The organism is Candidatus Eremiobacteraceae bacterium, from assembly GCA_035314825.1.
Lineage (GTDB): Bacteria > Vulcanimicrobiota > Vulcanimicrobiia > Eremiobacterales > Eremiobacteraceae > JAFAHD01.
Window position 1 is genome coordinate 1 of sequence record DATFYX010000078.1, and the last position, 23,065, is coordinate 23,065.

At 63.8% G+C, this 23,065-nt stretch carries 20 protein-coding genes; 11 read left to right on the top strand and 9 right to left on the bottom strand.

Features of this window, described 5'->3' with window-relative positions:
* The 5 genes from VKF82_11425 to VKF82_11445 form a co-directional block, all read left to right on the top strand.
* On the top strand, positions 1 to 183 hold a 183-nt coding region (locus tag VKF82_11425), incomplete at its 5' end, for a hypothetical protein (protein ID HME82665.1).
* Between the two features lie 161 nt (positions 184 to 344).
* Positions 345 to 1,463 (top strand): hypothetical protein, encoded by a 1,119-nt coding sequence (locus VKF82_11430; GenBank protein ID HME82666.1) that lies wholly within the window; start codon positions 345 to 347, stop codon positions 1,461 to 1,463.
* A 13-nt stretch (positions 1,464 to 1,476) separates the two neighbouring features.
* Positions 1,477 to 2,742 (top strand): toxic anion resistance protein, encoded by a 1,266-nt coding sequence (locus VKF82_11435; GenBank protein ID HME82667.1) that lies wholly within the window; start codon positions 1,477 to 1,479, stop codon positions 2,740 to 2,742.
* Positions 2,743 to 2,767: 25 nt separating this feature from the next.
* Positions 2,768 to 4,381: a VWA domain-containing protein gene (locus tag VKF82_11440; protein HME82668.1), complete on the top strand. Its 1,614-nt coding sequence runs from the start codon at positions 2,768 to 2,770 to the stop codon at positions 4,379 to 4,381.
* Positions 4,382 to 4,383: 2 nt separating this feature from the next.
* Positions 4,384 to 4,998: a hypothetical protein gene (locus VKF82_11445; protein ID HME82669.1), complete on the top strand. Its 615-nt coding sequence runs from the start codon at positions 4,384 to 4,386 to the stop codon at positions 4,996 to 4,998.
* A gap of 20 nt (positions 4,999 to 5,018) precedes the next feature.
* Here VKF82_11445 and VKF82_11450 read toward each other — a convergent pair whose 3' ends face one another.
* The gene (locus VKF82_11450) at positions 5,019 to 6,269 is read right to left on the bottom strand and encodes an LCP family protein (protein ID HME82670.1); all 1,251 of its coding nucleotides are present in this window, start codon (positions 6,267 to 6,269) and stop codon (positions 5,019 to 5,021) included.
* A 90-nt stretch (positions 6,270 to 6,359) separates the two neighbouring features.
* Positions 6,360 to 7,004, bottom strand: coding sequence for a hypothetical protein (locus tag VKF82_11455; GenBank protein HME82671.1), 645 nt, complete (start codon positions 7,002 to 7,004; stop codon positions 6,360 to 6,362).
* A 105-nt stretch (positions 7,005 to 7,109) separates the two neighbouring features.
* Here VKF82_11455 and VKF82_11460 point away from each other — a divergent pair, with 105 nt between their 5' ends.
* Positions 7,110 to 7,952 carry an SDR family oxidoreductase gene (locus VKF82_11460; protein ID HME82672.1) on the top strand — a complete coding sequence of 281 codons (843 nt, stop codon included), beginning with the start codon at positions 7,110 to 7,112 and terminating at the stop codon, positions 7,950 to 7,952.
* Positions 7,953 to 8,051: 99 nt separating this feature from the next.
* On the opposite strand, the gene VKF82_11465 is transcribed toward VKF82_11460, so the two are convergent.
* A complete protein-coding gene (locus VKF82_11465; protein ID HME82673.1) occupies positions 8,052 to 10,493 on the bottom strand; it encodes a DNA internalization-related competence protein ComEC/Rec2 in 2,442 nt (813 codons plus the stop codon).
* A 333-nt stretch (positions 10,494 to 10,826) separates the two neighbouring features.
* Between VKF82_11465 and VKF82_11470 the strand changes: the two genes are divergently transcribed.
* Positions 10,827 to 11,750 carry an NAD-dependent epimerase/dehydratase family protein gene (locus tag VKF82_11470; protein HME82674.1) on the top strand — a complete coding sequence of 308 codons (924 nt, stop codon included), beginning with the start codon at positions 10,827 to 10,829 and terminating at the stop codon, positions 11,748 to 11,750.
* Positions 11,751 to 11,762: 12 nt separating this feature from the next.
* Here the strand turns inward: VKF82_11470 and VKF82_11475 are convergent, their stop codons facing one another.
* Both VKF82_11475 and leuS read right to left on the bottom strand, forming a co-directional pair.
* Positions 11,763 to 12,653: a hypothetical protein gene (locus VKF82_11475; protein HME82675.1), complete on the bottom strand. Its 891-nt coding sequence runs from the start codon at positions 12,651 to 12,653 to the stop codon at positions 11,763 to 11,765.
* Between the two features lie 14 nt (positions 12,654 to 12,667).
* The gene (gene leuS / locus VKF82_11480) at positions 12,668 to 15,154 is read right to left on the bottom strand and encodes a leucine--tRNA ligase (protein HME82676.1); all 2,487 of its coding nucleotides are present in this window, start codon (positions 15,152 to 15,154) and stop codon (positions 12,668 to 12,670) included.
* 73 nt (positions 15,155 to 15,227) lie between these two features.
* On the opposite strand from leuS, the gene VKF82_11485 reads away from it, so the two are divergent.
* Both VKF82_11485 and VKF82_11490 read left to right on the top strand, forming a co-directional pair.
* Complete coding sequence (locus tag VKF82_11485) at positions 15,228 to 15,908, top strand: helix-hairpin-helix domain-containing protein (protein ID HME82677.1); 681 nt, start codon at positions 15,228 to 15,230, stop codon at positions 15,906 to 15,908.
* 90 nt (positions 15,909 to 15,998) lie between these two features.
* Entirely contained in the window at positions 15,999 to 18,347 is a 2,349-nt protein-coding gene (locus VKF82_11490; GenBank protein HME82678.1) for an arylsulfatase, read from the top strand.
* Between the two features lie 7 nt (positions 18,348 to 18,354).
* Here VKF82_11490 and VKF82_11495 read toward each other — a convergent pair whose 3' ends face one another.
* Positions 18,355 to 19,164: an FkbM family methyltransferase gene (locus VKF82_11495; GenBank protein ID HME82679.1), complete on the bottom strand. Its 810-nt coding sequence runs from the start codon at positions 19,162 to 19,164 to the stop codon at positions 18,355 to 18,357.
* A gap of 104 nt (positions 19,165 to 19,268) precedes the next feature.
* On the opposite strand from VKF82_11495, the gene VKF82_11500 reads away from it, so the two are divergent.
* Positions 19,269 to 19,772, top strand: a complete 504-nt coding sequence (locus VKF82_11500) for a redoxin domain-containing protein (protein ID HME82680.1) — start codon at positions 19,269 to 19,271, stop codon at positions 19,770 to 19,772.
* Positions 19,773 to 19,789: 17 nt separating this feature from the next.
* On the opposite strand, the gene VKF82_11505 is transcribed toward VKF82_11500, so the two are convergent.
* From VKF82_11505 to VKF82_11515, 3 genes are read right to left on the bottom strand one after another with little or no spacing between them, the layout of a single operon-like run.
* Positions 19,790 to 20,539, bottom strand: coding sequence for a molybdopterin-dependent oxidoreductase (locus VKF82_11505; GenBank protein ID HME82681.1), 750 nt, complete (start codon positions 20,537 to 20,539; stop codon positions 19,790 to 19,792).
* Positions 20,536 to 21,312, bottom strand: a complete 777-nt coding sequence (locus VKF82_11510) for a cytochrome b/b6 domain-containing protein (protein HME82682.1) — start codon at positions 21,310 to 21,312, stop codon at positions 20,536 to 20,538. The genes VKF82_11505 and VKF82_11510 overlap by 4 nt, the downstream gene beginning before the upstream one ends.
* A gap of 2 nt (positions 21,313 to 21,314) precedes the next feature.
* Positions 21,315 to 22,313 carry a hypothetical protein gene (locus VKF82_11515; GenBank protein ID HME82683.1) on the bottom strand — a complete coding sequence of 333 codons (999 nt, stop codon included), beginning with the start codon at positions 22,311 to 22,313 and terminating at the stop codon, positions 21,315 to 21,317.
* Between the two features lie 74 nt (positions 22,314 to 22,387).
* On the opposite strand from VKF82_11515, the gene VKF82_11520 reads away from it, so the two are divergent.
* Positions 22,388 to 22,882, top strand: coding sequence for a hypothetical protein (locus tag VKF82_11520; GenBank protein HME82684.1), 495 nt, complete (start codon positions 22,388 to 22,390; stop codon positions 22,880 to 22,882).
* Positions 22,883 to 23,065: the final 183 nt, after the last annotated feature.

The window sequence follows — 23,065 nt, forward strand, 5'->3', positions numbered from 1 at the left end:
ACCAACGTCGACTATCGCCAAGACATCGAGTTCATCGGCGCGCAGATCGCGCAGTCATCGCATGCCGCGCTGCTCGTCCAATTGCGGTATGCGAACTTCACCGGGCTGCCTTCCCAAGCGGGCGGCCCGCCGCCGGATTTCAACGGTTCAGTGCTCGTGATCGAGCAGCGTTACCACTTCTAAGCGCGGGACCAGGGCAAGAGGAGCTCCGGGACGCCGCATGTCCCGGTCCAAAGCGGCGCCGACGGTGACGGCTGCAACTCTCCTACTGCCCAGCGAGTAGAGCGGCACGGTCCCCTTACCCCCGGCAGTGCATCCGCACGACGCAAAGGAAGCCTACGTTCATGGCCAACGCGCAGCGAGTCTTAGGACCGCTCTTGCTCATCCTTTTGATCGTGGGCGTCGTGTTCGCGACCTATGTGTCGATCACGCGACAGCGTCAAGAGCATGCCGCGCAGGTCGCCGCCGGTGCGGTGGTCACGGTGACCGGTCTCATCGGTTCGGAGAAGGAAGGGTACCTCACCGACCCGCGCGTGCTCGACGTGCTGCGGCGCAACGGCATCGATCTCAAGGTCGAAACGGTCGGCTCGCGCGAGATGGCGTCGCGCGCCGATCCGAAGGTCTACGATTTCGCGTTCCCGGCCGGCGTGCCCGGCGCGACCAAGATCATGCAGGCCACCGGCATCAAGAAGTCGGTCAGCCCGTTCTTCACGCCGATGGCGATCGCGTCGTGGAAGCCCATCGCCGACGTGCTGCTCGCGAACGGCATCGTCAGCAAGCGCAACAACTACTATTATATCGTCGACATGAAGCGCTTGCTCGACGCGATCGTCGCGGACAAACGGTGGAGCGAACTGCCGCACAATCCGGACTACGCCATCAATAAGTCGATCCTGATCTCCTCGACCGACGTGCGCAAGTCCAACTCGGCAGCCATGTATCTCGCGCTGGCCAGCTACATCTTCAACAACGATGAGATCGTCGACAACCAGAACCAAGTCGATGCGGTGCTCCCCAAGGCCGCCAACCTGTTCTTGCGCCAGGGCTATCAAGAGGGCAGTTCGGCGGGACCGTTCGAGGACTACTTGGCGATGGGCATGGGCAAGGCACCGCTGGTGATGATCTACGAGGCGCAGTTCATCGAGTACCAATCCACGCATAAAGGCAACCGCAACGGCGACATGGTGCTGATGTACCCGCAGCCTACGGTCTTCACCAAGCACATCTTCATCCCGTTCAACGCCAAAGGTGAGAAGCTCGGCGACCTGCTCGTCAACGACCCCGAGCTGCAGCGGCTGGCGGTCGAACACGGGCTGCGCACGTCGAATGCCGACGACGCGCGCGCCTTCTGGAAGAAGAACGACATCCACGTGCCCGACACGCTCATCAACGTGATCGACCCGCCGAGCTACGACATCCTTGAAAGCATGATCAAAGGCATCGAACAGAAATTCAACTCGTGAGAGGACGCATGTCATGAACCAGGATCCGACCACACCGACCACCACGGCGACGCCGGCCGACGCGAGCGCGGCGACCGCGCTCGTCGCCCCGGCTCCCATCACGCCCGTACCGCCCGATCAGGCGGCGCAGATGGTGCCCGTGACGCCCGAGGCGGCGACGAAGCTCGACTCGCAAGTCGCCGACTTCGTCCAACAGGTCATCACGCTCGACATCAACGGCCCGGACTTCAAGAACCGCGTCGACGCGATCAGCTCGATGGGCGACGCCGAGGTCGCCGCCTCGGCGCAGATCTCGAACCGCCTGTTGCAGCGGCCGGTCAACACGATGAGCCATGGCGCGTTCACCCAGAGCTCGGAGATCTCCAAAGGGCTTGTCGACCTGCGCAATACGGTCGAGGATCTCGATCCCTCCAAGCAAGGCGACCTGTTCTCGCCGCGCAAGCTGCTTGGCATCATCCCGTTCGGCAGCAAGATCGAGGCGTACTTCGAGAGCTACCAATCGGCGCAGACGCACCTCAACGCGATCATCAACACGCTCTACCACAGCAAGGACCAGCTGCAGCAGGACGACGCCGCGATCGATCAAGAGAAGGCGACGATGTGGGCGCTCATGCAGAAGATCGAGCAGTACATCTACCTCGCCAAGAAGCTCGACGCCGCGCTGACCGCCAAGATCGCCGGCATCGAAGCGAGCGACCCGCAGCGCGCCAAGGTGCTCAAGGAAGAAGTGCTCTTCTACACCCGCCAAAAAGAGACCGACCTGCTCACCCAGATGGCGGTCAACATGCAGGGCTACATGGCGCTCGACCTGGTCAAACGCAACAACGTCGAGCTCATCAAGGGGGTCGATCGCGCGACCACGACCACCGTGTCGGCGCTGCGCACGGCGGTCATCGTCGCTCAGGCGCTAGGCAACCAGAAACTGGTGCTCGACCAGATCACCGCGCTCAACACGACGACCGGCAACATGATCGAGTCCACCTCGCAGCTGTTGAAGCAGCAGAGCGGACAGATCTACGAGCAGGCGTCGAGCGCGACGGTTAGCGTCGCGCAGCTGCAGAGCGCGTTCGACAATATCTATCAGACGCTCGACATGATCTCCGATTACAAGATCAAGGCGCTCGACAGCATGCAGCAGACGGTCGACTCGCTGTCGACCGAGGTGGCCAAGGCCAAGACGTACCTGGACAAGACGCGCGCTGGACAGGTGGCCGAGTCGATGGCGACGCTTGACACCTCGACGGACACGAGCGGCGTCGTCAAACTGCTCCCTTCATAGGCGGATGCGCAGAGGTATGGCGGACGTGAAACCATCGATCTTCGGCGCGCGGGCCGCGGCGTTCATCGCCGCGTTGAGCGCGGGCGTGAGCATCCTGTTCTCGGGCTGCAGCTCGGGCGGCAACACCACCTCGTCCGGTCCGGTCGATGCGGGTTCGCCCAACACCTTGGTCGTGATCGCCGGCTCCGAGCTCAAGGACCTCGAGCCGTACCTCGGCCAGATCAGGGACGCGACCGGCGTGACGTTGTCGTTGCAGTACAGCGGCACGATGGCCGGCATCGACCGCATCAACGAAGGGGAGAAATTCGACGCGGCTTGGTTCTCGCAGGCCAAGTACCTGGTGATGAGCGATACCGCGCATCGCATCAAGGCGCAAGAGAAGATCATGCTGTCGCCGGTCATCATCGGCGTCAAGCAAAGCAAGGCCAAGGAGTTGGGCTGGCTTGGCAATCCCAACGTCACGTGGAAGGACGTCGCCGACAAGGCGGGCGCAGGCCAGTTCAACTACGCGATGACCAACCCGGCCAGTTCGAACAGCGGCTTCTCGGCGGTGATCGGCGTCGCATCCGCGCTTTCGGGCACCTCCGACGTGCTCAAAGTCAGCGACGTCGATATGGCGAAGCTCAACAATTTCTTCAAAGGCCAAAAGCTCACGTCGGGAAGCTCGGGCTGGCTCATCGACGCGTACACGCGCGATCAAGACCACCTTGACGGCATAGTGAACTACGAGGCGAACCTGATCTCGCTCAACCGCAGCGGACAGCTCAAGGAGCCGCTCGCGCTCATCTATCCCAAAGAGGGCATCATCACCGCCGACTATCCGCTCGTCCTTCTCAATGAGGACAAGCGCCCGGCGTACGACAAGGTCATCGCCTTTCTCAAGAGCGCGCAGTTCCAAAAGACGATCATGGACAACACGTTCCGCCGCCCGGTCAACCCCGACGTGCCGCTTTCAAGCGTGTTCCCGAAGTCGCTGATCGTCGAGCTGCCCTTCCCCAACAACCTGGCGACGGTCAACGCGATCCTGTTGCGCTACCTCAACGTCAACCGCGTGCCGGCGCACTCGTTCTTCGTCCTCGACGTGAGCGGTTCGATGCAAGGCGAGCGCATCGCCGGCCTGCGCCGCGCGCTCTACACGTTGGCGGGCCAGGATCCTTCGCTGACCGGACAGTTCGCGCGCTTCCAGAACCGCGAGAAGATCACGCTGATCACGTTCAACGGGAACGTCGCACCGCCGGTGACGTTCGAGATGAGCAGCGATAACGACACGAAGACGCTCGACGCCGTCAAGCAGTTCGCCGACAGCATGCACGCGGGCGGCTCGACCGCGATCTTCGACGCGATCGAGCGCGCCGAGGCGCTCGCACAGGCCTCGCGCGGCACGGAGGGACAGCGCTACTACTCGATCGTGCTGATGACCGACGGCGAGAACAACACGGGCGACGACTTCGACGCGTTCAAGGTCAAGTACGAATCGCTTCCGCCCGACGAACAAGCGATCAAGGTGTTCCCCATCCTGTTCGGCGAGGGGTCGAGCGAGCAGTTGAACGAGCTCGCCGCGCTGACCGGCGGGCGCGTGTTCGACGGCACGAGCGCGCCGCTGAGCGTGGTGTTCAAGGAAATACGCGGCTACCAATAGGCATGGAACGGTTCATGCTGTTCTTGTACGGCAACAAGAACATCGTCGGCTCGCTCGCGGCGCTGGGAGCGCTCGGCCTGTTCTTCGGCGGCGTCATCCACGCGTTCTGGCTGCCCATCGTGCTCGGCTCATACGGCATCGGCTATTTGGCGACGCCTTCGAGCAAGGAGCTCGAGACGAGCATCAGCGCGCAGATGAGTTCCGAGCAGATCAAGGCCGCGCTCGACGCGCTCGCGCAATCCATCAAGGGGCGCGTGCCGGCCGAGGTCGCGACGCTCGTGGACAGCATCTCGCAATCGATCATCGCGATCTTGCCGACGTTGTCAAAAGATGACACGACCGACCAGAACACCTTCATGATCCGTCAGACGGCGCTCGAGTATCTGCCCGAAACGCTCAACAACTACTTGAAGCTGCCGCCCGCGTTCCGCAGCCTCTATCCGGTGCAGGACGGCAAGACGGCCACCGCACTGCTGGTCGAGCAGCTCACGCTGCTCGACACCAAGCTCAAAGAGAGCGTCGCCAATTATCTGAGCAACGACACGCAGGCGCTGGTGGCGAACGGGCGCTTCCTCGCCGACAAGTTCAAGACGCAGAACTTCCTGACGCCCGTGTAGTCCGCGCCGCGGTCACCCGATCACTCGTACACCGTGACGACGTCGCCGCTGCCGGGCTGGACGTACATATTGCCGATGCCCGTCGCCCTGGCGACTTGCCAGCCGACGACCGGCTGCCGGCTCGGATAGACGACGCGCTGCTCACCGGTCGGGCCGCCCACGATGCGCAGGCGCACGAACCCGAGATGTTCGAGATGCAGCGCGAGATGCTTCGAGCCGTGAAGCTCGATACGCACGGACCCAGGAGCCGGAAAGGGCGGGAGTCCGGTGCTCGACGAGTGCGATCCGAATTCCGCCAGGCGCGCCTGCACCTGCGCCGGATCGAGCACGACGTATTCCGCTTCGTCGATGATGCCCGCGTGATTGATGCCGGGCACGTCGGCGCGCGCGAGGATCATCGAGTCGGCGACCGATCCGATGGGGACTTGGAAGACCGGCGCGCCGGCCATGGCGATCCCGACGCGGACCAGTCGGTCGTGCGGCAGATTGGTGGCGACGTCGTGATTCATATGTGAGACGAATGCCGGCAGCAGCGTCGAGGCGTGCGCGGGATCGAGCAGCTTGTTGCGAAGCAGGCCGAGCACCTCGACCTCGGCCTGCATGCGTTGATAGTCGTTGATGCGATACGAGTTGCCGGCCTGGTTTTGGCGCACGCGGATAAACGCCAACGCTTGCGCGCCGTTCATGTGCTGCACGCCAGGTTTGAAATCCGCATGGCTGAATTGCGGATCGTAGATGCGCTCCTTCACGTTCACCGTCAAGCCGCCGACGTAATCCACAGCCTCCTTGAAACCGGCGAAATTCGCGACGATGTAGCCGTCGATCGGCAGCCCCGTCAGCGCGCTGACCGCCTGCGTGAGATATTGCGGTCCGCGCGGCGGCGTCTCTTGATCGCCCATGAAGAACAGCGTCTTGATCTTCGGCACTGAATTGTGCCAGCGCGGCTGCGCGATGAGGGCATCGCGCGGGATGGTGATGGCGTAGATCGCGTGTGCGCGCGGATCGACGCGCGCGAGCAGGATGACGTCCGCCTGTCCGGCCGCCGAGCCCAGGCCGAGCGGATCACTCGCTTTGAGATCGCGTCCGTTGTTGGCGATCAACAAGACGTTCATGGGCTTGTCGCCCATGGTCAGTCTGGCGGCGACGCCGCCGGCCCAATGCCTGCTCGATCGCCACAAAAAGGCGGTGGTGATGAGCGCGATGAGCACGATGACGACGGCGGCGATGATGATCAGCGTCGTCCGGCGTCCCAGCGGTCTGCGGGCAAGCACGAAAGATCGGTACTCCATCCGAAAGCGCAGGCGCGCGTGCGGCCGGTGATCGCACCGCGGCGGCAAAGCAAGATCGGTCCGGTGACTTGGTCAGTAGGAGGGAGATGGTGGCGCGCGTTCGCCGATGCCGCTGTGCAGCGGACTCGAGGAGGGCAGCCATCCACCGAGCATGCGCGGGAGCATCCTGGCGCCGACGCCGGCCGCGGATAGGATCGTTTGGAGCAGATACGCGATGCGTGCGGCCCTATGCGCGAATCCGTGCAGCGCTCGCGTGAGCACATATGCGGTCGCGACGCAGAACAGCGCGTGGAGGAAAAGACTTACGGCCAACGGGCCGCCCAGCCAGAGCGATCCGCCGAGGAGATGACCGCGCACGGCGATCTGCTCGATGCTCTCCATCGAGAACAGGACGAGCATCTGGATTCCGAACACCGCGGGGATGAAGCGCGCGATGGTGCACGGGTGTAGCACGTGGCCGGACAGGCGCAGCCACGCCGCAAGGCGCTTGGCGTTGCCGGCGGCGGCGAGCTGCCAGATGCGCCCGAGGATGACGAGCGCGGCAAGCGCGATCCCGAGGACGATGGTCGGGATCACGTCGAGATTGCTGCGATCGGTGAAATCGCCGCGCCCGAACCAGCCGGCGTTGGACGCGAACTCGATGCCTGGATTGGCGAGGCCGGCGGCGATGATCGCCACCACCCCGCAGAACCACACGCGATACGTCAGCCTAGACATGTGTCAACCCCAGAGTTAGGCCGGATATCGGCGCTTGACCTCTGCGGCTATTCTCAGCGGCGCAAAGATTCAAGGACCCTTTGCGGCGACGACCAAGCCTCGCGCATGGCGATGGAGCTCACCGGTACCACCGTGGCCGTGACCGGCTCGAACGCTGGCATCGGACTGCACACCGCGCTGGGTCTGGCGCGGCTCGGCGCGCGCGTGATCATGGTCTGCCGCAACCGCGAGCGCGGCGAATCGGCGCAAGCGTGGATCGAACGTCAAGAGCCCGGCGCGAAGACGGCGCTGGTCATCGCGGATCTGTCCGACATGCAGCAGGTGCGAGCGCTCGCGGGCGAGTTGGCACGCGTCGCTCCCGATCTGCGCGTGCTCGTCAACAATGCGGGCCTCATCACGAGCCGAAGGACGATGACCGGCGAGGGCTTCGAGCTGACCTTCGCCGTCAATCACCTCGCGCCGTTTCTGCTGAGCACCTCGCTGCTCGATCTCCTCAAGTCGAACGCTCCCGCGCGCATCGTCAACGTCAACTCTGACGCACATCTTTCCGCGCGGCTTGATTTCGGCGATCTCAACGGCGAGCGCCACAGCTTTCCGCCCAACGCATATGGGCAGTCCAAGCTCGCGAACATGTTGTTCACCGTCGAGCTGGCCCGACGCGTCGATCCGCAAGTCGTTACCGTGAATGCATTGCATCCGGGCTTGGTCGCCACCGATTTCGGCGAGGTCGGCGGCTTGGTGCAATTCGGTTGGACGTTCATGAAGCCGTTTGGGATCACGCCGGAACGCGGCGCGCTGACGCCGATCTATTGCGCGTCGTCGCCGCAGCTCGCCGGCGTGACCGGTGGCTTCTTCGTCGAGTGCGCACCGGCGCGCCCGAACCCGCTGGTCGAAGACGAGCAGCTCCGCCTGCGCCTCTGGAAAACCACCGAATCCATGCTGGTTTAGCGGGGCCGGGTCCCGGGTATATTTTTCAGCGACCTCCGGAGGTCGCCAATATGGATACAGTCGTGATCATCGTGCTGCTCGTGCTCATCCTGCTCGCCGTCACCGGCCATTTGAAACTCTAACCGCCGTCCGCGTCTCTATCGCCGCTCCGTCGGTCTGGATGGAGATGCCGCCGTCCGTATCGGTGCGGTAGAGCGCCGCACCGGCCGCGCGAAGCGCGTCCAGCGTCCGCCGGCTCGGGTGACCGAACACATTGTGTCTGCCGCATGAGATGACTGCAATCGTGGGGTGCACTGCGGCCAAAAACGCCGGCGTCGACGAATATGCGCTGCCGTGATGGCCGACCTTGAGGATGTCCGCGCGTAAGTCGGCTGGTCCATGCGACAACAGGCGCGCTTCGGCTTCCGACTGGGCATCGCCCGTGAGCAAGATGGCCGTGCGGCCGAACTCGACGCGCAGCACCACCGAATTGTTATTGATGTCCGACGACGTGCCCGTGATGAGCGGCAGCTCGGGCGCCAGGATTCGCACATGGGTCTGCGGACCGAGATCGAACGATTCGCCGCGGATCGCTCTGTGCCAGGGGATCGCGCGCCGGCGCACGACATCGAGTGCGCGCTGATACGCCGGCCCTTCGTAGAGCTGCGCGGAATCCCAGATCGATGCGACGTGCTCGCGTGCGAGGATCACCGGCAACCCGCCTGCATGGTCGCCGTGCGGATGTGTCAAGACCACGGCGTCCAGATGCAGCACCCAGTGGCGCAGTAAGAACGGCAGCACGGTCCGGGTCGCGATCCGATCGCCGATCGGCTGCGCGATAACGCCGCCGCCGGCGCGCTCGAGCTTGCCGCCGCCGTCCACGAGCATCGCATGCATGCCCGGTGCGCGCACTAGAAGACAGTCCGCTTGGCCGACGTCGATCGCGTCGAGATGAAGCCTGCGGTCGAATGCGGCTGCGATGCCGGGCGCGCAGTAGATGAGCGCCAACAACAGCGCGACTGCCGCGCCGCACATCGCAAGCCGACGCGGTCTGATTTGCGCGTGCACCGCCCATGCAAAGGCGCCGAGGGCGACCCAGTAGCACGCCAAGAATGCATGGCTCGGTGGGGGGAGATCGATGTGGGCTCCCGGCAGCGATGCGAAGCGCTCGACCGCCCCGATGATGAACAGCAGACACCACCAGGTCAGGTTCGAGAGCGGCCAGGCAAGAGCAGGCATCGCGAGGGCGGCGGCGGCGTAGAGCGTGCCGGTCGCCATCACGATGCCTACCATCGGCACGACGACGAGATTGGCGGCCACTGCGTAGGGCGTGAACGCGTTGAAATACAGCGCTTGGAGAGGCGCAAGCGCGATCTGCACCGATAATCCGGTCCTGACGAGCTCTGCCAGCCAGCGCGGACCCCATGCCCCTTCGCGGATGCCGAGCGTCGCCAGCGTGGGGCTCAAGAGCGCGATGCCGGCGACACACGCAAACGACATCGAGAACGAAGGCGAAAGCAGCGCAAGCGGATGCGGCAGCGTCACCGCAAAAGCCGCCGCTGACAAGACCGCCGACGCGGTGCGCGCTCTGCCGCTCTCGAATGCGATGATGCCGGCCGTCAGCATCGTCGCGGCGCGCAAGGTCGGGATGTGCAAACCGGCGAGTGCGGCGTAGGCCCACGCGGCGGCGACGACGAGCCCGGCGCGCGCCGTGCGGGGCAGCGGCGTCTGGCCGAGCAAACCCGCCACCAACGCAGCCATGATGCCGAGGTGCAATCCGGCCGTCGTCAGCACGTGGACCGTGCCCGTGTCGGCGAATTCTTGTCGCAACGCGGCGGGCAGATTGCCCCGATCGCCCCACAGCACGCCCTCGAGCACCGTTGCGGGCAACGCCGGCAGACGAGACTCGATCGCCCCCGCGAAGCGGCTGCGAGCCTGAGCCCACCATGCATTCCAACCCGCGCCCGGCCCGACCATGCGCACGTCGCCGGAGCGGTGCACGGTCAAGATAAGAGAGACCCCTTGGTCCGCGAGCTGATCGCGTTCGGCGGGCTCGCCGTCGTTGCGGGGACCTGCCGGCAGATCAATGCGAGCGCGTACGCGTGCCTGCTCTCCCGCGAGCGGAGTCGTGACACCGGCGGGGAGTTCGAGGATGGCGACCCTGCCGGCCAAAGACGCGTCTGCAGGCGTTTCGCCTCCGTCGAGGATCGACGCACGGGCGGACCAGCCATTGGCCGACGGCCGCGCGCGCTCGAGGAACTCGACCCCCACGACGACATGCCGTCCGTCGAACGCGCCGAGGCTGGAACGTTCGCGAACCGACTCCGCAAGACGAGCCGCGGCCACGCCAAGGGTGAAGCATACAAGCGCAGCTAGCGCGGCAGACCTTAGACTCTTGCCGGCTCCGATGAAGAATGGCGGGGCCGCGGCCAGCACTGCCAAGCCAGCGATGATGAATCCCGCCGGCTGATGCCAAGCGAACGCTACGATGCCCGCCGCGTATGCCCCAAAGGCGATGGCCAACAGGTGGCCGCGCGCGAGATCATCGAGCTGCTCCGGCATCGAGACCTTCAGTCACGCGATTCCGGTCTGCGGTCAAGGAGCCGCCCGCCCGAGTGCGAGGGAAACATATGTTCGATGGTGAACGGGTAAATCCGACTCGTCCGTTCTGACTACCGAACGGTCTCGAGAGGAGGCTCCTCGTGGGTACAGCCGTGATCATCATCCTGCTCGTCCTGATACTGCTGGCAGTGGCCGGCCACTTAAAGCTGTAGGCGGTCGCAAGCACGTCCATCGTCGGAAAGGGAGTGATCTGACGTGACAGCGTTCATCATCGTCCTGCTCGTGCTGATCTTGTTATTGGTCAGCGGTCATCTGACGCTCTAGGCGCGCGCTTTGCGCGTCCTCGTCACCGGCGGCGCGGGCTTTATAGGCTCGCATATCGTCGACGCCTTGATCGCTGCCGGGCATGATGTCGGTGTCGTCGACAGCCTGTGGGAACACGGCGGCGGCAGACGCGAGCACATCAACCCAGATGCTCAGTTCTTCCAACGTGACATCCGCGACCCCGCGCTCGCGGATGTCTTCACATCGTTCAAGCCCGAGATCGTCAGCCATCACGCGGCGCAGCCAAGCGTCGCGTTCTCAACGCAGGATCCGTCGTACGACGCGGATGTCAACGTCCGCGGGCTGATCAACGTGCTTGGTCTAGCAGCGCGCACCGGCGTGCGCAAGGTGATCTACGCGTCATCCTCTGCCATCTACGGCACGCCCGTGCAGCTGCCGATCGACGAGTCGCATCCGCAGCGGCCAGAATCCCCGTACGGCATAACCAAGATGGTCGGCGAGCATTATCTGCGCTACTACGGCGGCAGCGGCGGACCCAAGTTCACCGCACTGCGCTACGGCAACGTCTACGGCCCGCGCCAGGATCCAAGCGGCGAGGCAGGAGTCATCGCGATCTTCGCGTCGCGCATCCTGGACGGCAAACCGATCCGCATCGACTGGGACGGTGAACAGCAAAAAGACTACGTCTACGTCAGCGATGTCGCCCGCGCGAACCTGATGGCGTTGAGCGGCGCCGACGGCGAGGCGATGAACATCGGCAACGGCATCGGTACCTCCGTCAACGAGCTGCACCGCCTGATCGCACAGGCCGCGGGCCGCGACGTCGAGGTCCAGCACGCGCCCAAGCGCGCCGGCGACATCAGGACCTGTGTGTTCGCGATCCAGAAGGCGAAGTCGGTGCTCGGCTGGCAGCCTGACGTAAAGTTGCCAGACGGCATCAAACGCACAGTCGACTACTTCCGAAAGAACTAGAAGCTATCGAAGCTACTTGACTTCCGCAAAGCCCGCGGGAATCTCGAAAAGACCTCGATCCGCCGCGTCTAACAGCTTGACGTTGCCAAATTCCTGTACGACAGACAACGGCAGCACTGAAAACCCGATCATCCGCTTCCACGCTCGGACGAATGATTCGTCGGGCGCCTCCACGAGGATGCTGCGATACAAAGGCAGTTTGGAGAAGATGCTCTGTGCGTCTGTTTCGGTCGAGATGAGCGTCGTGCAACTGTCGGACGGATCAAAAGTAGAGGGCCACCACATCCCTACGGGCGTGTCTATGTCGAGCGCGGAATATTGCGTGAGAATGAATGTCACCGATCCCTGCGGGCACGAACGGGTCGGCGCGAGCGTCGTGTAGGTGAACTCGACACGATGTCCCATCGTCTGACGCTCGTCGAGGACCAATGGATCCAGCTCCTGATGCGACTCCTGAAGCTTATAGTTGGGCGCTTGCGCTGTGGCGGAGACTGTCGGTGAAGGACTAGTCGCTGGAGCCGCTTTGACGATACTGTATGTCCGTCTTGTGAGATTGAGAAAGATGATTTCATGAAGATCCGCGCGGTGGATCGCGGCCGTCATCGCGATCGGGTCATCGACACGCGTCCAGTCGCCGAGATACGAAAATCTGTACAAACTCGTGAAGACCGGCTCGTTAATCGCACCCGGCGATAGGTTGCCTTCGACGTCGTATGCAGGCATCGGGTACACATCCGTCGGCTTGACCTGAACCATGAGCGCCATTCGATGCGCTTGAAATGATCCTGGGGGCAACGGCGTCGCACCGGGGCCGCGCCACTCAATCCTGTCAAACGCGACTCCGACTTGGTCTGCCTGTGACAGAGCCGGAACGAGGGTCAGCGCGATGAGGGCAGCGATCACGCCCCGTGGCATCGCTAGCCCACCACGATGTTCAGCAGCTTGTCGGGCACGAAGATCTTCTTGCGCACCGTCTTGCCGTCGAGCTGTGCGCTCACTGTCGGAACGACGCGCGCCAGTTCGAACACGGCCTCCTCGGCCGATCCTGGTGCCGCTTCGACTGTGCCGCGATGCTTGCCGTTCACCTGGATCACGAACGGGATCAGCGTGCGCACCAGCGCCGCTTCCTCGTACGCCGGCCACGGCTCCAGATGGATGCTTTTCGGCTGACCCGCGCGTTCCCACAGCTCCTCGGTGATGTGCGGCGCGAACGGCGCAAGCAAGAGCAGCAGCCCGCGCAGACCTTCCGCGAACGTCGGCGAGGTGGATGCATCTGGATGCGCAGCTGCAAACGCCTCAAGGTCGTTAAGCAGCGTCATGATCGCCGCGACGCAGGTGTTCACGTGCATGCGGTCACCGATCTCGTTCGTCACCTGTTTGATCTTCGAGTGGATGCTGTAGCGCAGCTCGATATCGGCGCCGCCGTTCGGGGCGTTGCCCTTGGGCGAATCGCGCAACGCGTCGATGTGCGTCAGCACGAGCCGCCAGACGCGGCTCAAGGTACGCGTGGCCCCGGCGATCCCCGTGGTGGACCACGGAAAATCAGTGTCCGGCGGGCCCGCGAACATCTCGAACAGGCGCAACGCGTCAATGCCATAGCGGTCGGCGGTCTCGTCGATGCCGACGACGTTGCCGCGCGACTTGCTCATGCGCTCGTTGTTCGCGCCGAGGATCAAGCCCTGATTGAAGAGCCGCGTGAACGGCTCGTCCTTGGGCACCATGCCCTCGTCGTTGAGCACCTTATAGAAGAAGCGCGCGTACATCAGATGCATGACCGCATGCTCGGCGCCGCCGATGTAATGGTCCACCGGCGCCCAATGGTCCGCGGTCGTCTTGCTCCATGGCGCGTCGCCGTCGTGCGGGCTCAGATAGCGTAGAAAATACCACGACGAGTCCATGAACGTGTCCATGGTGTCGGTCTCGCGCGTGGCCGGACCGCCGCAGATCGGACACGTCGTGTTGACGAACGACGGCACATGCGCGAGCGGGCTGCCCTGCACGCCGGTGAAAGGCGCGTCATACGGCAGCAGCACCGGTAGTTGGTCTTCGGGCACCGGCACCAGTCCGTGTTCGGGGCAATTGACGAACGGGATCGGCGCGCCCCAATAGCGCTGGCGCGAGACGAGCCAATCGCGCAGCTTGTAGTTGACGGTCTGCTCGCCGATGCCGCGCTCGATCAGCTCTTCGGCGATCGCCCGGCGCGCTTGTTCGCTCGTCAATCCGTCGAACGCGCCGGAGCGCACCAGCACTCCATCCTCGATGTTCGGTTTCTCGCGCGCGAGGAACTTCGGATCGGCCTGCGGCACCACCACGGTCTTGATGTCGAGTCCGTACTTGCGCGCGAATTCGAAATCTCGCTCGTCGTGCCCGGGCACGCCCATGACCGCGCCGGTGCCATAGCTCGAGACGACGTAGTTCGTGACCCAGATCGGCACGCGCTCGCCCGTGAGCGGATGCTTGGCATGCGCGCCGGTGAACACACCGAGCTTCTCCATCAGCTGCGTGCGTTCGAGTTCGCTCTTATCGGCGACCCCGGCGATAAACTCGCGCACGCGCGGCTCTTCCGGCCGCCCGGCGATGAGCTGCTCGACAAGCGGATGGTCGATCGCGATGGCGATGAAGGTGACGCCGAAGACGGTGTCCAGCCGCGTGGTGAACGTGCTCACCGATGCGTTCGAGCCCGGCAGCTCGAACGAGAACGTGACGCCTTCACTGCGCCCGATCCAGTTGCGCTGCATCGTCTTGATGCGCTCGGGCCAGTCGGGCAGGCGGTCGAGGCCCTCGAGCAGCCGATCCGCGTACGAGGTCGTCCTGAAGAACCATTGGTTGACCAGGCGCTGCTGCACCGGTGTGCCGCAGCGCCAACACACGCCGCCCTCGGCCTGCTCGTTGGCCAAAATGGTCTCGTCCTTGGGGCACCAGTTGACCGGCGCTTCCTTCTTATAGGCGAGTCCCTTGCGATACATCAGCAAGAACAGCCATTGCGTCCAGCGATAGTATTCGGGCGACGACGTGTCGATCTCGCGCGTCCAGTCGTACGCGACGCCGAGTTTTCGGAACTGGCGGCGGAAGTTGGCGATGTTGGTCTCGGTCCAATCGGCCGGGTGGATGCCGCGCTGGATCGCCGCGGCTTCGGCCGGCAGTCCGAACGCATCCCAGCCCATCGGGTGCATGACGTTGAAGCCGCGCATGCGCCGGAAGCGGCCGACCACGTCGCCCAGCGTGTAGTTGCGCGCGTGACCGACGTGCAAGTCGCCGCTGGGATACGGCAGCATCTCGAGCAAGTAGAATTTCGGGCGCGAGGGATCTTCGCGGATCTCGTTCTGACCGCGCTCTTCCCAAATGCGTTGCCACTTCGGCTCGATCGCCTGCGGCTCGTACGGCGGAATTTCTGCAGCTGGCATTATCAGCGGTATTGTACCATGGCGAGCCGGGCAAGCCCTTGACGCGCCTGTGTGCGCGCGGGATGAGGCCGGCATGGCATCTTCATTCGATAAACGCTGGCTGATCGCGGGTTGTGCGGCGGTGGCTCTGGCGGCCGGTCTCTTGTTGCCGCGACCTGCCGGATCGCAACACGCGGTCCAAGCCGACGCCACCGTTCCTCCCGCCCTCAACGGCAATGTGAGCCCGGGCTCTTTGAGCCCGGGCTCCTCACCTTCACCTGCCGATATGGCCGTCTACGTATGCGGCGCGGTCAAGAATCCGGGCGTGTATACCTTCGCGCCTGGCGCGCGTGTGATCGATGCGATCAAGCAGGCCGGCGGCCCGCTTCCGGACGCCGACGTAGAGCAGATTAATCTTGCCCAACCGCTCGGCGACGCGATGAAAGTGACCGTGCCGCACAAGGGGCAGACGCTGGCCAGCGACGCGTTCATGTCGAACGATCCGCCGGCGTCATCGTCGTATCATCACAGGCGCTCCCACGGAAGAAGCTCGCGCTCCAGCGCGCACAAGCTCGCCGTCGGGCAGACGCTTGACGTGAACACGGCCACACCGGAGGAATTAGTCCAATTGCCCGGCGTCGGTCCGAGCCTGGCGCAGCGCATCGTGGATTATCGCCAGCAGAACGGACCGTTCCAAACCGTTGACGACCTGCAAAACGTCCCCGGCATCGGGCCATCGAAGTTCGATCGCATGGCGCCTTTCATCCGACTGTAGTCTGAAGACCCGCTCGATTCGTAGCGGGAAGCCCACTCGACGCTCAGAACCTGCGTTGCCTAAGCAATGGCCCGCCTTTGGAGGTTCTGAATGTCTAGCGACGACCTGCAGCGAGAGATTTTGCCCATTCCGGATCCGCAATACGTCGGTATCACCACCTACGATGCCAAGGACCCGGACACCAAATTCCCGCCGATCGAGCCGCTGCGGCCGCCGAAGGGCGCACCGAACGTGCTCATCATCCTCATCGATGATGCCGGGTTCGCATCGTCGAGCGCCTTCGGCGGCGTCATCAACACGCCGACGGCGGAGAAGCTCGCGAAGAACGGCCTAAAGTACAACCGTTTCCATTCCACGGCCTTGTGCTCGCCGACGCGTCAGGCGCTGCTCACCGGGCGCAACCATCACGCCGTCGGCATGGGCAGCATCACCGAGCTCGCGACGTCGGCACCAGGCTACAGTTCTGTGCGCCCGAAGGCGGCCGCGGCGCTGGCGGAGACGCTCAAGCTCAACGGTTATTCGACCGCGCAGTTCGGTAAGTGCCACGAAGTACCGGTGTGGGAGACCAGCCCGATGGGGCCGTTCAACCAGTGGCCCACCGGCAGCGGCTTCGAGCATTTCTACGGCTTTATCGGCGGCGAAGCAAATCAATGGGCGCCGGCGCTCTACAAGGACACGGTGCCGGTCGAGATTCCGCCCGACCCAGGCTATCACCTCACGGTGGACTTGACGGACCGGGCGATCGACTGGATCGGCCAGCAGCGCGTCCTCATGCCCGACAAGCCGTTCTTCGTGTACTTCGCACCCGGCGCGACGCACGCGCCGCATCACGTGCCCAAAGAATGGGCGGATAAGTATAAGGGCAAGTTCGATCAAGGGTGGGATAAGGTGCGCGAGCAGATCTTCGCGCGTCAAAAGGAACTGGGTGTCATCCCCAAAGACGCCGAGTTGACCAAGCGGCCGGCCGACATCCCGGCGTGGGACGACATGGATCCCAAACTCAAACCGATCCTTGCACGCGAGATGGAAGTCTACGCGGGCTTTCTTGAGCACACCGACTATCACGTCGGCCGGCTCGTCGAGTCGCTCGAGAGACTGCAGCAGCTCGACAACACTCTGATCTATTACATCGTCGGAGACAACGGCGCGTCGGCCGAGGGCACGATCAACGGCACCTTCAACGAGCTGTTCATGCTCAATGGAGTGACCGGCGTCGAGACGCCCGAATTCCTGATGGAGCGCATCGACGAGTTCGGCGGACCAAAGGCGTACAACCACTATGCGGTGGGTTGGGCGCACGCGATGGACACGCCGTATCAATGGACCAAGCAGGTCGCCTCGCACTGGGGCGGCACGCGTAATGGCACAATCGTCCACTGGCCCAAGGGCATCCGCTCCAAGGGCGAGATCCGCACGCAGTTCCATCACGTCATCGACGTGGCGGCGACCGTCCTTGACATCGCGCAGCTGCCGCATCCGGCGGCCGTCAACGGCATCCAGCAGATGCCGCTGCACGGCTTCTCGATGAAGTACTCGTTCGATGACGCTAAGGCGGCGGAACCGCACGAGACCCAATACTTCGAGATGTTCGTCAATCGCGGCATCTATCACAAGGGCTGGACGGCTGTCACGCGGCACAGCACGCCGTGGGTCGTGGCTCCGCTTCCGCCGTACGACGACGACGTGTGGGAGCTTTACGCGCCCGACGATTGGACGCAATCACGCAACGTCGCCAAAGAGAATCCGGAAAAGCTGCGCGACCTGCAACGCCTGTTCCTCATCGAAGCGACGAAATACAACGTGTTGCCGCTGGATGACCGCCGGGTCGAGCGCTTCAACTCAGATCTTGCCGGGCGGCCGACGCTCATCAAGGGCGATTCGCAAGTGCTCTTCGGTGCGATGGGCCGCCTCACCGAGAACTCGATCGTCAACATCAAGAACAAGTCGCACTCGGTGACCGCCCAGGTGGTCGTGCCCAAGGACGGCGCCGAAGGCGTGATCGTCCACCAAGGAGGACGCTTCGGAGGATGGGTCCTCTACGCGAAGGACGGCAAGCTCACGTACTGCTACAACTGCTTCGGTTGGAAATCGTTCATCGTGCGCAGTGAACAACAACTGCCGGAGGGCAATCACCAGGTCCGAATGGAGTTCGCGTACGACGGCGGCGGCCTTGGCAAAGGCGGGAACGTGACGCTCTTCGTCGACGGCAAGAAGGCCGGTAGCGGGCGCGTGGAGATGACCGTTCCGATGATGTTCTCAGCGGACGAGACGTGCGACGTCAGCGTCGACACCGGCACACCCGTGAGCAGTGAATACAGCATCGCTGACAGCGAGTTCAACGGCAAGGTGCTGGGCGTCCAGATCGACGTCGGCAAGGCAGACGCCGATCGCTTCATCAGCGCAGAGGACCGCATGCGCATCGCGATGGCGCGCCAGTAGCGAAGCGCTAGTTCCGGCGTAAGACCAGCTCGGCGCTCTCGCGTTGCAAGAGCGCCGCAGCGTTTGCAGGGACGATGCGTCGCTTGCGCTCGTCGATGACGCGCAGCTCGAAGCCCTTGTCCGCCAGCATGCGCAACAGCGCGGCCGGATCATCGCCGGCATCGCGCACGAAGCGCGGGAAGAACTCCATGACGATGGTCAGGGGTCGCGCGCCGTCCAGCAGTTGCGTCGCACCGCGCAGGATGGCCGGCTCGGCACCTTCCGCGTCGAGCTTGATGAAGTCCGGCGTGCGACCGAGCTCGTCCGCGAAATCATCAAACGTGACCATCTCGACCTCGAGCGCGGTGCGCTGGTCGGTCGCGTTGTGAGGAATCTGCTCGAGGCCCTGCACGATCGATCCGCCGCCGCGATGCCGGTCGGTGCGATAGAAGGTCACGGAACCGGCTCGCTCGCCGGCGGCTTTCTCGACGATGTGCGCGCTGCGGTGCAGTCCGTTGATCTCGATGTTGTCGCGCGCCAGCATGGCGAGCTGCGGATCGCACTCGAACGAATGGACGCTGCCGCTCGGTCCGGCCGCACGAGCCATCAGCAGCGTGAAATACCCCACGTTCGCGCCGGCTTCGAAGACCGTCATGCCGGGCGCCACCAGCTGGCGCAGCGCCACCTCCGTCCACTCTTCCCACACGCCGTCGAGGATGAGATGAGGGGCGATCGAGATGTCGTGGGCGTCCACGTACATCTTGAAACCGTTGCGCGTCCTCAGAAGGACGCGGCCGCCGCCCACATAGGTGGCGCCCGTCTGAAAGCCCATAGGCATCGTGCGCCCGCGCTTCTTCAGCCCGAGGAGGTTCTCCTAAACATCCGTTTTCGCGCCGGCCGCGTAGTAAGCTAACAAGCAGGGTGCAACGGGGGGAGACGGCCTTGAAGATACTGGCACTGTTGTGCGCATTGCTCGCGTTCGGCGCGTGTGCGGCCAGCGCGGCCACCAACGCGGGCCTGGAGCGCGTGCTGGCGGCGCCCGACTGGCTCAACGGCCGGCCGACGGCAGCCGACGTGCAGGGTAAAGTCGTCTTGGTGGATTTTTATACGTTCGAATGCTACAACTGCAAGAACGTCGAGCCCAACCTGCGCGCGCTTTATAGGGACGTGCCGCGCGAGCAATTGGTGATCCTGAGCGTTCACAGCCCCGAGACCTCGTTGGAGCACAGCCGTTCGGCGCTCGAAGCATCGCTCGGCGAGCAAGGCGTCGTCTGGCCGGTCGCCATCGATAACGAGTTTGCTGTCTGGAACGCATACGGCGTGAACGCTTGGCCGACGCAGATGATCTTCGATCGGCATGGCGTGCTGCGCAAGACCGTCGTCGGCGATTCGCAAGACGCGCTCGTCAACGCGACGATCCACCAACTACTAGCGGAGAAGACGTAGGGGCTCGCCCGCGCTTCCTAGATGCCGGCGAACCACTCGTAGCCCTGATCTTCCCAGTAACCGCCGTTGCCGAACTGGCCGCCTAGCGCCGCCACCAGCTCGATCTTGTTGACGTGCTTCGCGCTCTTATAGCCTAACTGGGTGGGCACTTTGAGCCGGAGCGGTGCGCCGTTCTTGAGCGGCACCGGCTGGTCGTTGAGATCGTATGCGAGCAACGCTTGCGGATGCGCGGCTTGGTGCATGTCAAGCGACTCATAGTACTTGGTACCCGTGCCGTCGTCGTCCATGCAATGGAACACGACATACTTGGCGCCTGACTGCGGACCTGCCGCGGCGAGGATCTCGCGCACGCGCGCGCCGCGCCACTTGCCGATGACGCTCCACCCCTCGACGCAATCGTGGCGCGTGGTCTGGGTGACCGCGGGGAACTTCGAGCGCAGGTCGTCGACGGAAAACGACGTCGGGTCGTCGACCAGCCCGGTCACGAACAGGCGGTAGCCGTGCCAGTTGTTGCGGCTCCACGCGAGATACGTCGGATCGGACGGCGGGTCGAAGCCGTTGTGCCGGAAGTCGGGAGAGATGTACTTGTCGGCGTACTCGCGCGCCAGCGGCTGGCCCGCGCCAAGAATCGCGAGGTTGAGCCGCTCGGGCGCTTCCAGGAAACGGTGAAAACCGGGATTGTCGTTGAGCGCGGTGGCGGTGCGCGCGCAGCCGGTCAGCGCCGAGCCTGCCAGCAAAGCGAGAAAGCGGGCGCGTCGCAGCCTCATGGCGATTCCTCCACAGCGAACCAGCCGGTGATCATCGCGCGCAGATTGTTCCAAAAACCGGTGAGCGCGACCATCATGAAATGTCCGATGAAGAAGCCGATGATGCCCCACATCGCGACGAAATGCCACAGGCGCGCGAACTGGCGCCCGCCCAACAGCGCTGGCACCCAGGGCGCCCAGGCATCGAAGGACGGCGATAGCGCCAAACCTGAGACGATCGCGAGCGGCACGAGCATGAAGACGACGCCGAAGTACGCGATCTTCTGCAACGGATTGTAGTGTGCGGTCGCTTTGACTTTCCAGGGCAGCGCGTGTTCTTTGAGCGCTTCGGGCAGTTCGCGTATCTCCGTCTTGGTCGGCACGAGCTTGAACGCCCAGACCGCGTACAAGATGGCGCACAGGCCGAGCACCCAGGCGAAGAAGATGTGCCAGCGCCGGCCGTCGGCGAGCGCGCGATAGGCCGGGATCGTCGCCCACGCCGGGAACGCGCGCGACGCCTCCCCGCCCATGCCGTCCGACGTCCAGCCCAAGAGGCCGGTCGTCGTGATCACCTTGGATCCGATCTGCAGCTTGCCGACCGGGTTGCCGGCGTTGTCCATTTCGCTATAAATGGAAAACACAGGCGCGTCGAACTTGGACGCGTCGGACGCGTACAGCGCCGGGTGCGCCATGAAGATCTGCAGACCGCTCATCGTGAGGATGAGGATCGCGAGCGCCACGACCCAGTGCGTGATACGCACGACGATCGGATGCCGATAGACCCGCTGCATCATGTTCATCGATACGCAGCCAGCGGCGCTTCGGATGCACCAGGTTTGGGCCGTGCGTTGATCCGAAAGGCGGCCCAGATGAACGCGGCGCCGAGCACGGCGGCGACCACGGCCGATTCGATGGGCGCCTTGCCGGCGGCGACGCGCAGGCCCGCGGAGACGAAGAGCGTCTCGATGTAAAATCCCAGCCCGAAAAGCGTGAGATTGGGCGGGTCTTGCCAGCGCAGCGCGGTCACGATGGCAGCGTACGCGCCGACCGCGCCGATCAGCGCCGCGACGAACAGGCCGACCGGCACTTTCGCGACAGCGAGCAAGATCTGTCCGGCAAACGGCGCCAGGACGCTTAGCCCAAGCAGAACCGGCCATGCTCCCGCGGGTCGTGTTTCCGGGCGCTCGGGTCGCTTGAAGCGCGTCGCTACCGATGCACCGCCGACGATGACGGTAAGGAAAATCGCGAGCTGCACCGGCGTTCCCGGTTGTTTGAACGGTTGAAGGAATGCGAACGAGCCCAGCGCGAGCGCAGCGCCCGCGAGACCGAGCGCAAGGCGCACATCGAGCCACGGTTTGTTTCGCTGATCGGGGAACAGCGCATGGGTGAAGACGATCGGGAACAGCACCGACGCAAGCGCGTGCCACATGCTGATGAGCATCGCCCACGGAACCGCGATGCCCAGCAGCTCGCCGTAGTGATTGAACGCCGGGATCGGAACGTCGCCGGTCGCGATCATCGTCTTGGCCCACAAGCCTTCGTTATATGAGCCGTAAGCGAAACCGGCGATCAAGATGCCGGCGGTCCCGAGTCCTTTCCCAATCGCAAGCTCGCGGACGAGCAGCACGGGTATGCCGTACCCCACGATCACGAGGAAGATGAAGACTTTCGGCGTCAGGAAAGCGCTGGCCAACGTGTTCCCCGAGCACACTTCGGGCAGAAATGCGGACAGCAGCATGAGCGTCGCGACGGCCGCGAGTGGTGACTGCCGGAGAAATCGCGCCGGCGTGCTCATGCCGACGATCATTCGGCGCGCCTGCGAGCGACGCATCTAGGCGCCGGCCGCCGTTCTGGCAAATCAAGCGGCGGATGAGAACCGCGCAAGTGGTCGTCATCGTGCTCATCGCGGCCGCGTTGATCGAGCTTGCCTGTTATTACCCGTTGATCGGCGCGACGGCGGCTTCGCATTTCGACATCGGCGGCGAGCCGAACGCGCACCAGACGAAGGCGGCATTCTTCGCGAGCTGGATCCTGGCGGTCGTTCTGCCGGGCGTCGTCGCGTTAGGGATCCCAAGCGTGCTAGGCCACGTACCGGTTGAGTTCATCAATCTGCCGAACAAACAATATTGGCTCGCCCCGCAGCGCCGGGCGCAAACGCTGCACGACTTCGCGCAGCATTTCGCGTGGTTCGGCGTGGGCAGCTTGGGACTGGTCATCGTGGTCATGAACCTGGTCATGCATGCAAACCTGTCCGCGAGCCAATCGATCAACCAGCACTGGTTTGGCGTGCTCTTCGCGCTCTATCTCGTCTTCGTCGGCTGGTGGCTCGTGCGCACGTTCGCGATGTTCCGCATGCCCGGCTAGGGGAGTGGCCGCTATCACAGGCCCGATTCATCCTTTCGGGCGCTACGGACGATGAATGTTTGAGAGAGGCGACAGTCGTATGCTCCCGAAGTTCCGGCCGATGGTTCCGCGCCTGATCGCGATGCGATTTGGTATCACCATGGGTTCCTTGGTGTTACTCGCGATTCTTATTGTCTCGTGCGC